This window comes from Streptomyces lanatus, from assembly GCF_014655715.1.
In the GTDB taxonomy this organism is placed as follows: domain Bacteria; phylum Actinomycetota; class Actinomycetes; order Streptomycetales; family Streptomycetaceae; genus Streptomyces; species Streptomyces lanatus.
In genome coordinates this window covers 63,586-78,031 of record NZ_BNBM01000003.1, presented here as the reverse complement: position 1 = coordinate 78,031, position 14,446 = coordinate 63,586, and the positions used below count along the sequence as shown (strand labels likewise).

General features: G+C 70.1%; 12 protein-coding genes. 5 read left to right on the top strand and 7 right to left on the bottom strand.

All coding sequences use genetic code 11. The features are described from left to right. Positions 1–80 precede the first annotated feature (80 nt). Entirely contained in the window at positions 81–1,427 is a 1,347-nt protein-coding gene (locus tag IE325_RS09365; protein WP_190069312.1) for a M14 family metallopeptidase, read from the top strand. Here the strand turns inward: IE325_RS09365 and IE325_RS09360 are convergent, their stop codons facing one another. From IE325_RS09360 to IE325_RS09340, 5 genes are all read right to left on the bottom strand, one after another. Beyond that, positions 1,428–1,967: a hypothetical protein gene (locus IE325_RS09360; RefSeq protein ID WP_190069311.1), complete on the bottom strand. Its 540-nt coding sequence runs from the start codon at positions 1,965–1,967 to the stop codon at positions 1,428–1,430. Positions 1,968–2,021: 54 nt separating this feature from the next. Further along, a complete protein-coding gene (locus IE325_RS09355; protein ID WP_190069310.1) occupies positions 2,022–3,503 on the bottom strand; it encodes a GntP family permease in 1,482 nt (493 codons plus the stop codon). 113 nt (positions 3,504–3,616) lie between these two features. Beyond that, complete coding sequence (locus IE325_RS09350; RefSeq protein ID WP_190069309.1) at positions 3,617–4,030, bottom strand: RidA family protein; 414 nt, start codon at positions 4,028–4,030, stop codon at positions 3,617–3,619. Continuing rightward, on the bottom strand, positions 4,027–4,788 hold the full coding sequence (locus IE325_RS09345; protein WP_190069308.1) for an IclR family transcriptional regulator: 762 nt from the start codon (positions 4,786–4,788) through the stop codon (positions 4,027–4,029). Before IE325_RS09345 ends, IE325_RS09350 begins: the two co-directional genes overlap by 4 nt. Further along, positions 4,785–6,038 carry a sugar kinase gene (locus IE325_RS09340; RefSeq protein ID WP_190069307.1) on the bottom strand — a complete coding sequence of 418 codons (1,254 nt, stop codon included), beginning with the start codon at positions 6,036–6,038 and terminating at the stop codon, positions 4,785–4,787. Before IE325_RS09340 ends, IE325_RS09345 begins: the two co-directional genes overlap by 4 nt. Positions 6,039–6,176: 138 nt before the next feature. Between IE325_RS09340 and IE325_RS09335 the strand changes: the two genes are divergently transcribed. Continuing rightward, positions 6,177–7,448: an amino acid deaminase gene (locus IE325_RS09335; protein WP_190069306.1), complete on the top strand. Its 1,272-nt coding sequence runs from the start codon at positions 6,177–6,179 to the stop codon at positions 7,446–7,448. An 11-nt stretch (positions 7,449–7,459) separates the two neighbouring features. After that, positions 7,460–9,067, top strand: a complete 1,608-nt coding sequence (locus IE325_RS09330; protein ID WP_190069305.1) for an N-acyl-D-amino-acid deacylase family protein — start codon at positions 7,460–7,462, stop codon at positions 9,065–9,067. Between the two features lie 11 nt (positions 9,068–9,078). Here IE325_RS09330 and IE325_RS09325 read toward each other — a convergent pair whose 3' ends face one another. Beyond that, positions 9,079–10,014, bottom strand: coding sequence for a S1 family peptidase (locus IE325_RS09325; protein WP_190069304.1), 936 nt, complete (start codon positions 10,012–10,014; stop codon positions 9,079–9,081). Between the two features lie 286 nt (positions 10,015–10,300). Here IE325_RS09325 and IE325_RS09320 point away from each other — a divergent pair, with 286 nt between their 5' ends. Beyond that, on the top strand, positions 10,301–12,301 hold the full coding sequence (locus tag IE325_RS09320; protein ID WP_190069303.1) for a glycosyltransferase family 2 protein: 2,001 nt from the start codon (positions 10,301–10,303) through the stop codon (positions 12,299–12,301). Positions 12,302–12,387: 86 nt separating this feature from the next. Here the strand turns inward: IE325_RS09320 and IE325_RS09315 are convergent, their stop codons facing one another. Continuing rightward, on the bottom strand, positions 12,388–13,068 hold the full coding sequence (locus IE325_RS09315) for a hypothetical protein (RefSeq protein WP_190069302.1): 681 nt from the start codon (positions 13,066–13,068) through the stop codon (positions 12,388–12,390). Between the two features lie 126 nt (positions 13,069–13,194). Here IE325_RS09315 and IE325_RS09310 point away from each other — a divergent pair, with 126 nt between their 5' ends. Beyond that, a complete protein-coding gene (locus IE325_RS09310; protein ID WP_190069301.1) occupies positions 13,195–14,406 on the top strand; it encodes a pyridoxal phosphate-dependent aminotransferase in 1,212 nt (403 codons plus the stop codon). Positions 14,407–14,446: the final 40 nt, after the last annotated feature.

Genomic DNA, 14,446 nt, shown 5'->3' with positions numbered 1-14,446 from the left:
CATGACCGCACCATGAGCGCCACCGCACCACGCACGTACGTCGCACTGAACCCCACCCCCCACTCCCACAAGGAGAATTCATGCGACTCCGCATACGCGGCTCCGGCGCCCGCAGCGGCAGACGGACCGCCGCGCTCGCCGCGCTGCTCGCGCTCACCCTCGCGGCACCGCTGTCCGCGAACGCCGACAGCGGCGACCGGCCCGACGGCACGGCCTCGTCGGCCGACGCCATCAGGCAGTACGAGGTCCGGCTGCACTCGACGGCCAAGGACCGCACGGCACTTCAGCGGGCCGGTGTCACCGTGGACGCGGCCGACGACCACGGTGTCGTCGTCTCCGGCCGCGCGGACCAGATCAAGAAGCTGAGGGCGCTCGGCTACGACGTCACCCCGCTCGGCGCGGTCCCCGACCGCTCCGCCGCCGAGGACGACGTACGCCTCCGCGACTTCCCGTCCGGTGACTCGCGCTATCACAACTACGCGGAGATGACGAGCGAGATCAACTCGATCGTCTCGGCCAACTCCTCGATCGCGAGCCAGCGCGTGATCGGCAAGTCCTACCAGGGCCGGAACATCGTCGCGATCAAGATCAGCGACAACGTCGGGACGGACGAGTCCGAGCCCGAGGTCCTCTTCACCCACCACCAGCACGCCCGCGAGCACCTCACCGTCGAGATGGCGCTGTATCTGCTGCGCGAGCTGACGTCCGACTACGGCAGCGACTCCCGGGTCACCGGCATGGTCGACAACCGGGAGATCTGGATCGTGCCGGACCTCAACCCGGACGGCGGCGAGTACGACATCGCCACCGGCTCCTACCGGTCATGGCGCAAGAACCGGCAGCCCAACTCCGGTTCGTCGGCCGTCGGGACCGACCTCAACCGCAACTGGGCCTATCGGTGGGGCTGCTGCGGCGGTTCGTCGGGGTCGACGTCCTCGGATACGTACCGGGGCGCCTCCGCCGAGTCGGCGCCCGAGGTGAAGGTCGTCGCCGACTTCGCGCGCAGCCGTGTCGTCGGCGGCAAGCAGCAGATCAAGGCCGGGATCGACTTCCACACCTACAGCGAGCTGGTGCTGTGGCCGTTCGGGTACACCTACTCGGACACCACGACGGGGATGACCGCCGACGACCGCAACGCCTTCGCCGCGGTCGGACAGAAGATGGCCGCGAGCAACGGCTATACGGCGGAGCAGGCCAGCGACCTGTACATCACGGACGGCTCGATCGACGACTGGCTGTGGGGCGACCAGAAGGTCTTCTCGTACACCTTCGAGATGTACCCGCGGTCCGGTGGCGGAGGGTTCTACCCGCCCGACGAGGTCATCGAGCGGGAGACGTCCCGGAACCGGGACGCGGTGCTGCAACTGCTGGAGAACGCCGACTGCATGTACCGGTCCATCGGCAAGGAGGACCAGTACTGCAGCTAGCTACTCGGCGGGGGCTTCCTCGTCGTCGTGCTCGAAGTAGGCGTCGAGGACCGCGTCCAGTTCCTCGTCCCACTCCTTGAAGCGGCTCCTGGCCGTCGCCTCGATCTCGATCGGGTACCAGCGGCGGTCAGGAGTGTGCACCGTGATGGTGAGCCGCTTGCCGAAGCGGGGCACCTCGGTCTCGATCGCGCCGATCTCGTCCCAGCGGAACTCGCACTCCTGGTCGTCCAGCGAGAGCCGAACGCCGTTGTGGTCGGCGAGGATTCTGGCGCGACGGTCGGAGGCCTCGAAGACGGGCCCGTCGACCGGGGCGTCTTGGTCTTCCTCGCCCTCGCCGTCGGCCTCTTCCTCGACGTCCTCAGCGACTTCCGCCTCCGGCTCGTCGGCGTCGTCGAGGACCGTCTCCTCCTCCGCCACGCCCTCCTCGGCGTTGTCCGCGTCCTTCGCGGCGGACGCGGGCGAGGTGAGTCCGGGGATGAAGGCCGGGTCGAACCCGGCGCCCTCCAGGGGCTGGCTGCCTGAACCTATGCGCTGCTCCACAGCCGACGAGTATGGTCGACAACCCTGTGTCCCGCACAACCAGCCCCCGCATCGTTATACGAAGAGGCTCAATACCGCGGCGACCACGAACCCGGCCACCGACAGGACACTCTCCAGTACCGTCCACGTCTTCAACGTGTCCCGCTCGCTGATCCCGAAGTACTTCGCGACGATCCAGAAGCCACCGTCGTTCACATGGGAGGCGAAGATCGAGCCGGCCGAGATCGCCATGATGACGAGGGCGACGAAGGCCTGGGAGTGGTCGCCCTCGGTGAGGAGGGGGGCGACGATGCCCGCCGTCGTGACGATGGCGACCGTCGCGGAGCCCTGGGCGATGCGGAGGACCACCGAGATGAGGTACGACAGGACGATGACGGGGAGGCCGACGTCGTTGAAGGTGTCGGACAGGGCCTGGGCCACGCCGCTGGCCTTGAGGATGGCGCCGAAGACACCGCCCGCGCCGACGACGAGCAGGATGTTGCCGACGGGCTTCAGGGACGAGGTCGACACCGTCTCCAGGGACTTGCGGGACCAGCCGCGGCGGATGCCCAGCAGGTAGTACGCCAGCAGCAGGGCGATCGTCAGGGCCACGAACGGGTTGCCGAAGAACTCGATCACCGAGCGGGTGGTGGAGGGGTCCAGCGCGATGGAGGAGAACGTCGCCGCCAGGATCAGGATCAGCGGCGTACCGATGATGCCGAGGACCGTGCCGAGCGGGACCGGCTTCTCCTGGGGCTCGACCCCGGCCTCCCGCTGCTCGTTGATGACCGCGAGCCTCGCCTCGGCCGCCGCCTCGACCATGTCCTGCGGCACGGCGACGAAGATGCGCTTGCCGATCCACGCCGAGAACACCCACGCGGCCAGCACCGCCGGGATACCGCAGATGATGCCCATGAGGATGACCCAGCCCAGCTCGACGTGCAGCAGACCGGCGGCCGCCACCGGGCCCGGGTGCGGGGGCAGGAAGGCGTGGGTCATCGACAGGCCCGCCAGCAGCGGCAGGCAGTAGAGCAGGACGGACTTGCCGGAGCGCTTGGCGGCGGCGTACACGAGCGGCGCGAGGACGAAGATGCCGACGTCGAAGAAGACCGGGATACCGAAGATGAGACCGGTGAGGCCCATCGCGAGAGGCGCCCGCTTCTCACCGAAGAGGTTGAGGAGTCTGGACGCCAACACCTCGGCGCCGCCGCTGACTTCGAGGATCGCGCCGAGCATGGTGCCCAGGCCGATGATGATCGCGACATGGCCGAGGATGCCGCCCATGCCGGACTCGATGGTGGACACGGCGTCCGACCGCTGGACGGTGCCGAAGAGTTCGGTGACGGACAGGCCGGCCATCAGGCCGACGGCTATGGAGACGGCGAGCAGCGCCACGAAGGGCTGGAGCCGGGCCTTGATGATGAGGAAGAGCAGCAGGGCTATGCCGATGGCGGCGACCGTGAGCAGTCCGGCCGTACCGTCGATGAGGAGGAGCAGTCCGCCGGTGTGGGGTGGTGCCTCGGGGGCGGCGGCTGCGGCGAGCGGATGGGACGACATTGGGGGTCCTCTGGGTAAGTACATGGAGCTTTCGGGCAGGGGGGATCGCGGCATGGCGCCCAGGGGGTGCGGGCCACCATGCCGGTCACGGCGTGCGGGGGGTTGAGGAGGCGTCAGCCCAGTACGGCCAGCGCGTCGATCTCGATGAGCAGCCCCGCGGGGAGACCGACGTAGACGGTCGTACGCGCGGCGGGCGGCTGGGTCAGCCCCTGCTCCTCGAAGTAGGTGTTGTAGATGTCGTTCATCTCGGCGAAGTGGGCGACGTCCGTCAGATAGACGCGGATCATCATCACGTCGTCCCAGGAGGAACCGCCCTCTTCCAGGATCGCCTTGACGTTGGCGAGGGTCTGGAGGGTCTGGGCGCGCAGGGTGGGCCCGGCGGGCGTCGGGGGCTTGCCCTCCTCGGCCGGCAGGAAGCCGACCTGGCCGGCGACCTGGAGGATGTTCCCCTTCTTCACACCGTGCGAGAACTTCGCGGGCGGGGTGGTGTGGGTCTTCGGGGTGAGTGCGATCTTCTCGGTCGTCATGCGGTGCCCTTCGCTGAGGTTCTGCCGGAGTACTCGCCGCTGATGCCGTCCGCGGTACGGCGCACCAGGGGGAGGAGGGTGAGGAGTTCGTCGGCGGTGACGACGACGTTGGGTGCGGAGACCGACATCGCGGCTACGACGCGGCCGTCGGCGCCGCGGATCGGCGCGGCGACACAGTTGATGGACTCCTCGTGGCCACCGAGGTCGGTGGCCCAGCCCTGTTCGCGCACCTTGGCCAGTTCCTTGAGGAAGGCGTCCGGGTTCGGCGTCGAACGGGCCGTGTACATGGGGTAGTCGAGCTTCTCGGCGAGGACGCGGCGCTCGTGCTCGGGGATGTCGGCGAGGAGCAGCTTCGCTACGGCCGCGACGGTGATGGCCACCGGTTTCCCGATCCGCGAGTACATCCGCACCGGGTACCGGCTCTCGACCTTGTCGATGTACAGCACCTCGTCCTCCTCGTACACGGCGAGGTGGACGGTGTGCCCGCACTGCTCGTTCAGCCGTACGAGGTGGGGGTGGGCGATCTCGCGGATGTCGAGGTTCTCCATCGCCTCCTGGGCGAGGGCGATGAGCCGGGCGCCGAGGCGGTAGCGCTGGTCGGACTGGCGGTAGACCATGCCGTGCTCGTGCAGCGTGCGCAGGAGGCGCAGGGCCGTGGACTTGTGCACGCCGAGGCGGTCGGCGACCTGGCCCAGGTCGGCGGGGCCCTCCGCGAGCAGCGGCAGGATGCTCAGCGCTCGGTCGACGGTCTGGCTCATGACGTACGTACCTCCTCGTCGGCCCTTCGCACGGCTTGCGTCCAGCCGGGGCCGAGTCGAAGTTTCTCCCACGCGGCGTCGTCGAGGGCGACGAGGCGGTCGGCGGTGTCGCGGGAGGGGGGTGGGGCGAGGTCGCCGGGGGTGGTGAGGGTGGCTGCCGCCCAGAGGTGGCCGTGGCGGAGGCCGTCCCTTATTGGCAGCCCACGGAGGGTGGCCGAGAGGAACCCGGCGGCGAAGGCGTCACCGGCCCCGATGGTTGATACGACGTCCACGGTCAGGGCGGGGACGAAGGTGCTCGGCGCTTGGGCCGGGGCGGGGGTGGGGTCGCTCACCCGCGCTGGCGGGGTGCCGCCTCTCTGTGGGGCGGGCGCCGCCCCAGCGGCACGACTGCCCGCAGGCTGGGGCTGGGTGCCTTGCGACGCCGGGACGCCTGCCGACCCAAGGGGCGCGGGGCTGTTACATGTGCGGCTCCGCCGCGTGGGCGCGACCAGCCCACGACCACCCGCACCCGACACGAATGCCGTAGCCCCCACCGCCCCCTGCTTGACCACCAACACCCCCGGCTCCGGCAACGCAGCCCGCACCGCCTCCGGTCCCCCCGAAATCCCCCACGCCTCCTCCGCCTCGTCCTCCCCCACGAACACGACATCGGCCCGGCGCGCCAGCTCCAGCAGCACACGCGGCCCGTCGCCGTTCCCCCACAGCCCCGACCGGTAGTTGACGTCGAACGAGAGCAGCGGACCACCCGGCGGCCGTGTGACAAGTTCCCGCAGCAGCCCGGAGCAGCTCTCGGACAACGCCGCCGTGATCCCCGAAAGATGCAGCACCCGCCCCGCCCGAACCGCCCCAAGGTCCACGTTCTCCACGGACATCGCCGAAGCCGCCGACCCCGCCCGGTAGTACGCCACCTCATGCGCATCCGTCGCCCGGTCCCCGGCCGTACGGAAGTACACCCCGGTCGGCCGCGCCGCATCCCTGCCCACCGCCGAGACATCGACGCCGTACGCCCCGATCGCCTCGACCAAGTGGTCGCCGAACCCGTCCGCCCCCACCCTGCTCACCCACCGCGCCGAATGCCCGCCCGCCGCCAGTGCGCACGCCACGTTCGACTCCGCCCCACCGATCCCCCGGTCAAAAGACGGAACGTCGGCGAGCCGACCCGGTCGGGTGGGCAGGAACGTGACCATGGACTCGCCGAGCGCGACGACATCCAGGCCGTCGGGGGCGTTGCAGGGTCCGGTGAGGGTCACGATGGTCGTAGCTCCAGGGCTTGGGCGGGTGGATCGGCGGCTCCGTTGACCCGCGGTTGGCCGAGATGTTAGACAGCGGTAAGCGATATACGCAATGGGTGTTGCAAGAAGTGCAACACCGCTGATCAGGGAGGTTCCATGAGCAACGAGGCACTCGCCCGTCTGGCCGAGGAACGCGTCGACCACCGCTTCAAGGGCCTCCCCCCGGACGCCGACGGCCTCACCGTCGCCAAGCTGACCGCCCAGCGCCGCAACCTCTTCACCGACGGCTTCGCCACCCCCGTGCTCGCCCTCTCCGCCGAGCGCCTGGAGCACAACCTCGCCCTCATGGAGACGTACGCCACCCGCCACGGCCTGGCCTTCGCCCCGCACGGCAAGACCTCCATGGCCCCGCAGCTGTTCCAGCGGCAGATCGAGCGCGGCGCCTGGGGCATCACGCTCGCCGTACCGCACCAGGTGCGGGTGGCGCGGGCCTACGGCGTCCAGCGGATCTTCCTCGCGAACGAACTCGTCGACGCCGCCTCCCTGCGCTGGATCGCGGGCGAGCTGACCACCGACCCCGGCTTCCGCCTCATCTGCTACGTCGACTCCGTGCGCGGCGTCGAGCAGATGGACGCGGCGCTGCGCGACGCCGGGGCCACCCGGCCGGTGGATGTCGTGATCGAGCCGGCGGCCGGTGAGCACGCCCGGACCGGCGCCCGCACCGAGGCGGTGTGCGCCGCCGTCGCGGACGCGGTGGCCGCCGTGTCCACGCTGCGGCTGGTCGGCGTCGCGGGCTACGAGGGCGAGGTTCCGCAGGCGGACTCCGAGCGGGTGCGGGGCTGGCTGCGCCGGGTGATCGCCATGGTCGTGGACTTCGACAAGGCGGGCCGGTTCGCCGGCCTGGACGAGATCGTCGTCAGCGCGGGCGGCAGCGCCTGGTTCGACGCGGTGGCGGACGTGTTCGCCGAGATCCCCGAACTCTCCGCCCCCGTACTGAAGTTGCTGCGCTCCGGCGCCTACGTCTCGCACGACGACGGCCACTACCGCAAGCTCACCCCCTTCAACCGGGTCCCCGAGGAGGGCGCCCTGGAACCCGCCTTCCGGCTGTGGGCCCAGGTCGTCTCCCGCCCCTCCGCCGAGCAGGCCTTCGTCAACGCGGGCAAGCGGGACGCGGCGTACGACCTCGATCTGCCGTTCGCGCAGGTGGTGCGGCGCGATGGCGTCGAGCGGCCGGCCACCGGCGTCTCGGTGACCGGCCTGTCCGACCAGCACGCGTGGCTGGCGACGACCGGCGAGGCGGATCTGGAGGTCGGGGACTGGGTCGGGATGGGGCTGTCGCATCCGTGCACGTCGTTCGACAAGTGGCAGCTGATCCCGGTCGCGGAGGCGGACGGGACGGTCGTCGACTACATCCGTACGTTCTTCTAGGAGAGACGGCCATGGAAGAACTCGTCATACGGGACGCGGACGTCGTGGACGGCAGCGGCGGTCCGTCCTACCGCGCCGATGTCGTCGTGGACGGCGGTCGGATCGTGTCGATCGTCCAGGAACCCGCCGCCGCCGGGTGCCAACGGCCCGAGGCGCGGCGGGAGTTGGACGCCGAGGGGCTCGTCCTCTCCCCCGGCTTCATCGACATGCACGCCCACAGTGACCTCGCGCTGCTGCGGGACCCCGACCACAGCGCGAAGGCCGCGCAGGGGGTCACGCTCGAAGTCATCGGCCAGGACGGGCTGTCGTACGCCCCGGTCGACGACCGCACCCTCGCCGAGGTCCGCCGCGCGATCACCGGCTGGAACGGTTCCGGCGACGACATCGACTTCGACTGGCGGACGGTGGGTGAGTACCTGGACCGGCTGGACCGGGGCATCGCGGTCAACGCCGCGTATCTGATCCCGCAGGGCACCGTCCGCGCCCTCGCCGTCGGCTGGGAGGACCGGGAGGCGACGCCCGCCGAGCTGGAGCACATGCGGCGACTCGTCGCCGAAGGTCTTGAGCAGGGCGCCGTCGGGCTGTCGTCCGGGCTGACCTACACCCCGGGCATGTACGCCAAGGACGCCGAGCTGACCGAGCTGTGCCGGGTGGTCGCGGATTACGGCGGGTACTACTGCCCGCATCACCGCTCCTACGGGGCCGGGGCCCTCACGGCGTACGAGGAGATGGTGGACCTGACCCGGGAGGCGGGCTGCTCCCTCCATCTCGCCCACGCCACCATGAACTTCGGCGTGAACAAGGGCCGGGCACCCGAGCTGCTGGCCCTCCTCGACAAGGCGCTCGCCGAAGGCGCCGACATCAGCCTCGACACCTACCCCTACACCCCGGGCTGCACGACCCTCGTCGCCATGCTGCCGAGCTGGGCGAGCGAGGGCGGCCCGGAGGCGATCCTGGCCCGCCTCTCCGACGACGACACCGCCGAGCGCATCCGGCACCACATGGAGGTCATCGGCGCCGACGGCTGCCACGGCGTACCCATCGAGTGGGACACGATCGAGATCTCGGGCGTGAGCGACCCGGGGCTGAATGAATTCGTCGGACGTACGGTGCGGCAGTCCGCGGCCGCACGCGGCGAAACCCCCTGGATCACCGCCCGCCACCTGCTTCTCTCCGACCGGCTGGGCTCGACGATCCTCCAGCACGTCGGCCATGAGGAGAACGTCCGCACGATCATGCGGCACCCCGTCCACACGGGCGGCTCGGACGGCATCCTTCAAGGGACGAAGCCGCATCCGCGGGCGTACGGCACCTTCCCGCACTATCTCGGCCACTACGTACGGGAGTTGGGGGTGCTGTCCCTGGAGGAGTGCGTGGCCCATCTGACCTCGCGCCCGGCGGCGCGGCTGCGGCTGCCGGACCGGGGTCTTGTCCGCGAGGGGTATCGGGCGGACCTGGTGCTGTTCGACCCGGAGTCGGTAGCGGCGGGCTCCACTTTCGAGGAGCCGCGCACGCTACCGACGGGCATCCCGCATGTCCTCATCGACGGCCGTTTCGTGATCGAGGACGGCCGGCGCACGGACGTACTGGCGGGACGGGCGATCCGTAGAACCCGATAGCCGTTGATCGATTACGGCTTGGGCAGCACGCAGCCGCTCGCGTTCAGGTCGAGCTTGTTGTCGACGCCGAAGCAGGCGGGGATCTGGTAGGTCTCCTGGGCGTAGTTGATGCCCTGGCGAACGGTGACGTTGCCGCTCTCGTCGACCTCGCACGGGTTGTTGACCGTGCAGCGCTCACCGGACTCGTTGCCGGTGTTGTTGACGGCGACGACCTTGTTGCTGGCCTGGTCGATGACGGGGGAGCCGGAGGTGCCGCCGATGGTGTTGCAGGCGGAGGTGTAGCGGACCGAGTCCTTGAAGGTCCAGTCGCCTTCCTTGAGGCGGTAGGCGAACCCGTCGATGTTGCAGCTGTACAACCGCTTCCAGTAGCCGGAGGCGACGGTGATGGCGGTGCCCTTGACCGGGTGGGTGTCGGCCACCGTCAGCGCGTTGATGCTGTACGAGCTCTTGATCTGCGCGTACGTGGTGGTGAGCTGGTAGAAGGCGACGTCCGTGTCGGTCATCGTCCCGTAAGCGATCTTGCTGGCGCGCAGCGTGGCGACCTTGCTGCCGGAGGCGTTGAGCAGGCTGAAGGTGCGGCTGGAGGCCTGGTCGACCACGACGTCGCCGGGGCCCGGCATGCCGGTCTCCAGACAGTGGCCGTTGGTCATCACCAGCGCCGGGTCGTTGTCCTCGGAGGCCGGGAAGCGGACGACCGAGCCGGAGCAGTTGCTGAGCGCGACGGTGCCCGCGAAGTTGACGGCCTTGGCCTTGGCGTTGGGGCTCAGGACCTGGCCGAGGGTGTCCGCGGTGGACGCGACGGTGTCATTGACGACCGACGTGACCGAGCCCGTGTCCAGTCCCTTGCCGAAGGAGGCGGCGGAGTCCACGGGAGCCGCGGCCGCGGGTGCGGCGCCGGCCCCGGCTATCGCCAGGGCGAGGAGGGCGGCGCCGAGCGGTTTTCTCATGTGGGGGTCCCCTCATACGAGGAGGGTGACCGGAAAATCTCCGGCCACCCGCACTTTTGTCATGCGCATTCTCACGCAGGAGGGGGGTGCGGACAAGGAGTTGATTACCGGCGAGTTCGCCCCCGTGGGGCGTAGGTCACCTCAAAGGCACCAACAGGTCGTGATATCTTCACAACTCTGCTGGCAGATCTCCCCGCAAATGGCGTTATACGGCAACGAATCGTGCGATATCGGAGCCATCCAAGAGAAACGGGGTTGTGCCCCGTATCAATTGGAGAGCGTGACCATGGCTGCCCCTGCCGTGTCGGTGATAGTCGCCGCCTACAACGCGATGCCGTATCTGACGCGTTGCCTCACCTCCGTCGTCGAGCAGACCATCGGCCGGAGCGAGCTGGAGATCATCGTCGTCGACGACGGCTCGACGGACGGCACCGCCGCGGAACTGGACCGGCTGGCCGGGGAGTACCCCGACCTGCTGCGCGTCTTCCGGCAGGAGAACTCCGGCGGCCCCTCCGCACCGCGCAACCTCGGTCTCGACCACGCCCGCGGACGCTTCGTGTTCTTCCTCGACGCCGATGACCACCTGGGCCCCGAGGCCCTGGAGCGCATGGTGGCCATGGCGGAGCAGAACGGCACCGATGTGGTGCTGGGCAAGATGGTGGGCGTCGGCGGGCGCGGCGCACCCACCTCGATGTTCAAGCGCGACCAGCCGCGGACGGACGTCTTCTCGTCCCGCGTGTACTGGACGCTCAACCCGATGAAACTGTTCCGCCGGGAGCTGCTGGAGCGGCTCCGGCTGCGGTTCCCGACCGATCTGTCCATAGGCGAGGACCAGCTGTTCGTCGGCCCCGCCTATGTGCACGCGCGCGGCATATCCGTGCTGGCCTCCTACGACTGCCTGTACTGGGTGCGGCGGGAGGACGAGGGCAACATCACGCTGCGCACCGGCGGCACCGAACCCCGGCTGGCCTTCCTGCCCCGCGTGATCGACATGCTCCTGGAGAACGTGCCGCCCGGCCCGGGCCGCGACCACCTGGCCCACCGCCACCTCACCGTCGAGGTCCACCAGCTCCTCGGCCACCTGGCCCGCGAACCCCGCGAGGTGCAGGAGAAGGCCCTCACCCGCCTCGCCGAGGCCATAGCCCCGATCTGGCACGAGGGGCTGAACGACCAGCTGTCGGCCATGGCCCGGCTGCGCCTGCATCTCGTACGTCACCGGATGCTCGACGAGCTGCTGGAACTCGTCGCCTTCGAGCGCGCGCTCGCCAAGAGCAAGGTGTCGACGCCCGTCCTCGTCGACGGCGGCCGTGCCCTCGCCCTCTATCCCTTCCTGCGCGACCCCGACCGCGCCGTCCCGGACGACTGCTACGACGTCACCGCCCAGCTCGGCGTGCGCCATCACGTCACCCGGGCCGACCTGCGCGGCACCGTGCTGCATCTGGCCGGGCACGGCTATCTCCACCGCGTGGAGACCCTCGACGTCAGCACCGAGCTGGTGCTGCGCGAGCGCGACAGCAAGGTGGAGTACCGGCTGCCGGTCACCCACACCGCGACGCCCGACGCCGGTGCCGGCGAGGACGGCGGACGGTTCAGCTACGAGCGGGCCGGGTTCGAGGTCTCCGTCGACATCGCCACGGCCGCCGACGGCACCCCGCTCGGCGACGGGCTGTGGGACATCTCCCTCGCCATCGGCGCCCAGGGGATCACCCGCGAGGTCCGCATCGGCAGCAAGCGGGCCGGGGACGTGTCCGGCGAGGCCGCCACACACCTCGTGACCACCGCCGGGGGCCTGCGGGCGGTCACCCTGTACACCACCCACCCGCACGGCAACTTCACGCTCGACCTCGGCGAGCGCAAGCACAAGGTGCGCTCTCGGCTCAGCCTCGACGACGTGATCCGGTGGGCCCCGGACGCCCCGACCGAGCTGGAGTTCACCGGCCGCTGCACACTCGCCGCGCACCCCGAGGGCGCCCTCACGGTGACGCTGCGGAACGGAAAGGGCGAAACGGTTTCCCACCGGGCGGTCCCGCGCACCGAAGGCGGTGGCTCTTTCGTCGTCCGCGTACCCGTCACCGAACTCCCGGCCGGCGTCTGGCGCGGCGAACTCCGGCTGGGCAGCTGGTCGTTGCCCCTTCCGGCGCTCCCGAAGAAGCTTCCGCCCGCCAAGTGGCGTCGAGGGACCCTGCCGCGGTACGCCAAGCCCGCCCCGAACGGCGGAGCGGGGTTCGCGCTGCAGGTCGCCAGGACCGACCTCGTCCGGGCCGTCGCCCGGCGTGTCAAGGGCTGAGGAGCGGGCCGGGGGCTGATGCGCGGTCGGGGGGCTGATGCGCGGTCGAGGGCGTCCCTACTCGGGCCCCTTAACTCGGGAACCCTTCACTTGGGACCCTTCGTGTTCCCCAGCCCCCGCCCCGGATTGTCGCCCCGTCCGCCGCCCGGTGCCGTCGTGCTCGCCGTGGCGGTCGGGGCCGGGGTCGCGGTGCCCGTGGTGGCGGGCGTCGATGAAGGCGTGAGGGTCCCGTCGTCCTCGCGAGCCGCATCGGACGCGGAAGCGCTCGGCGACGCGTCCAGGGCCTTCGCCGGGGGCGCCCCGGTGGCATCGGACGAGCCGGGCGCGGCCGGATCGCCGCCCGGGGAGCCGGTCCGGTCCACCGAGACCTCCGACGCCGGGCTCGTGTCACCCTGCTTGCCGCGCGAGCCTCCGTCCGACGAAGAGCCGGACAAGGAGAACCCCGCCACCAGCGCCGCCGCCGACACACCCACCGCACCTGCCGCGAGCACCACGCGCCGCGGGGTCCGAGCCCGCGGCCTGCGGCGCACCCCGCGCCCCGAGCCGCCCGACCGACGCCCACGGCGAGGGCCCGCGTCCGCGGGGTTGTCGTCGTGGCCGTCCACCGACCGAGGCAGCTCCGCCGTCTCGTCGTACCCGTTCTGCCAGCCGTGCGCGGCCGCCGGGTCCGCGTACTCCTCGTAGGCCGGGGGCGCCGCCGACCGTGGGTGGTACACGTTCGGCTGGCCCTGGGGTGCCGCGTTCTCGCGCTCGGGTGGCCTGGACATGGCCGTGGATTGTAGGGACGCGAGTGACCCCTGGGACAGCTACCGGCGGTAACGACCCAAACCCCCACGTCTCACGTGGCGGAAAACACCGACCAAGGCGCTTTACCGGGCCGTAAGCTCCTTGACATGCAGGTGATCCAGTCGACCAAGCTCGCCAACGTCTGTTACGAGATCCGGGGCCCGGTACTCGAGGAGGCGATGCGGCTCGAGTCGGCGGGGCATCGGATCCTCAAGCTGAACACCGGCAACCCGGCCGCGTTCGGCTTCGAGTGCCCGCCCGAGATCCTGGAGGACATCCTCCGCAATGTGTCGTCGGCGCATGGCTACGGCGACGCGAAGGGCCTGCTGGCCGCGCGCCGGGCCGTCGTCATGCACAACCAGACCCTCGGCATCGAGACCGACGTCGAGCATGTCTTCATCGGCAACGGCGTCTCCGAGCTGATCGTCATGGCCATGCAGGCGCTGCTGGACGACGGCGACGAGGTGCTGGTCCCGGCCCCCGACTACCCCCTGTGGACCGCCGCCGTGTCGCTGTCCGGCGGCACCGCCGTGCACTACCGGTGCGACGAGCAGTCCGACTGGATGCCCGACCTCGCCGACATCGAGCGCAAGGTCACCGACCGCACCAAGGCCATCGTCATCATCAACCCCAACAATCCGACGGGCGCGGTGTACGACGAGGCCATGATCCGGGGGCTGACGGACATCGCCCGCCGGCACAACCTCCTGGTCTGCTCGGACGAGATCTACGACAAGATCCTCTACGACGGCGCCACCCACACCGCGACCGCCGCCATCGCCCCCGACCTGCTGACCCTCACCTTCAACGGCATGTCGAAGGCGTACCGCGTCGCCGGGTACCGGGTGGGCTGGATGTCGATCTCGGGCCCGCGCGCGCACGCCGACTCCTATATCGAGGGCCTCACCATCCTCGCGAACATGCGGCTGTGCGCGAACATGCCCGGTCAGCACGGGGTGGTCGCCGCGCTCAGCGGGCGCCAGACCATCAATGACCTGGTGCTGCCCGGCGGGCGGCTGAAGGAGCAGATGGACGTCGCCTATGAGCTGCTCACGCAGATCCCCGGCGTGACCTGTGTACGGCCGAAGGGGGCGCTGTATCTCTTCCCGCGCCTCGACCCCAAGGTCTTCAAGATCAAGGACGACCGCCAGATGGTCCTGGACCTGCTGCGGCGCGAGAAGATCATGGTGGTGCAGGGCAGCGGCTTCAACTGGCCGGAGTCGGATCACTTCCGGGTGGTGACGCTGCCGACGGTCACGGACCTGCGGGACGCGGTGGGCCGGATCGGGCGGTTCCTGGACGGGTACGGCCAGCCGTGACCCTGCGTAGGCGGACGAGTCCTGTTTTGCGAAGCGCTCA

Excerpts from the sequence above, each read along its gene's own strand:
- IE325_RS09365 (WP_190069312.1), top strand. The coding sequence starts at position 81 with ATGCGACTCCGCATACGCGGCTCCGGCGCCCGCAGCGGCAGACGGACC.
- IE325_RS09355 (WP_190069310.1), bottom strand. The coding sequence starts at position 3,503 with ATGTCGTCCCATCCGCTCGCCGCAGCCGCCGCCCCCGAGGCACCACCC.
- IE325_RS09350 (WP_190069309.1), bottom strand. The coding sequence starts at position 4,030 with ATGACGACCGAGAAGATCGCACTCACCCCGAAGACCCACACCACCCCG.
- IE325_RS09345 (WP_190069308.1), bottom strand. The coding sequence starts at position 4,788 with ATGAGCCAGACCGTCGACCGAGCGCTGAGCATCCTGCCGCTGCTCGCG.
- IE325_RS09335 (WP_190069306.1), top strand. The coding sequence starts at position 6,177 with ATGAGCAACGAGGCACTCGCCCGTCTGGCCGAGGAACGCGTCGACCAC.
- IE325_RS09330 (WP_190069305.1), top strand. The coding sequence starts at position 7,460 with ATGGAAGAACTCGTCATACGGGACGCGGACGTCGTGGACGGCAGCGGC.
- IE325_RS09325 (WP_190069304.1), bottom strand. The coding sequence starts at position 10,014 with ATGAGAAAACCGCTCGGCGCCGCCCTCCTCGCCCTGGCGATAGCCGGG.
- IE325_RS09320 (WP_190069303.1), top strand. The coding sequence starts at position 10,301 with ATGGCTGCCCCTGCCGTGTCGGTGATAGTCGCCGCCTACAACGCGATG.
- IE325_RS09315 (WP_190069302.1), bottom strand. The coding sequence starts at position 13,068 with ATGTCCAGGCCACCCGAGCGCGAGAACGCGGCACCCCAGGGCCAGCCG.
- IE325_RS09310 (WP_190069301.1), top strand. The coding sequence starts at position 13,195 with ATGCAGGTGATCCAGTCGACCAAGCTCGCCAACGTCTGTTACGAGATC.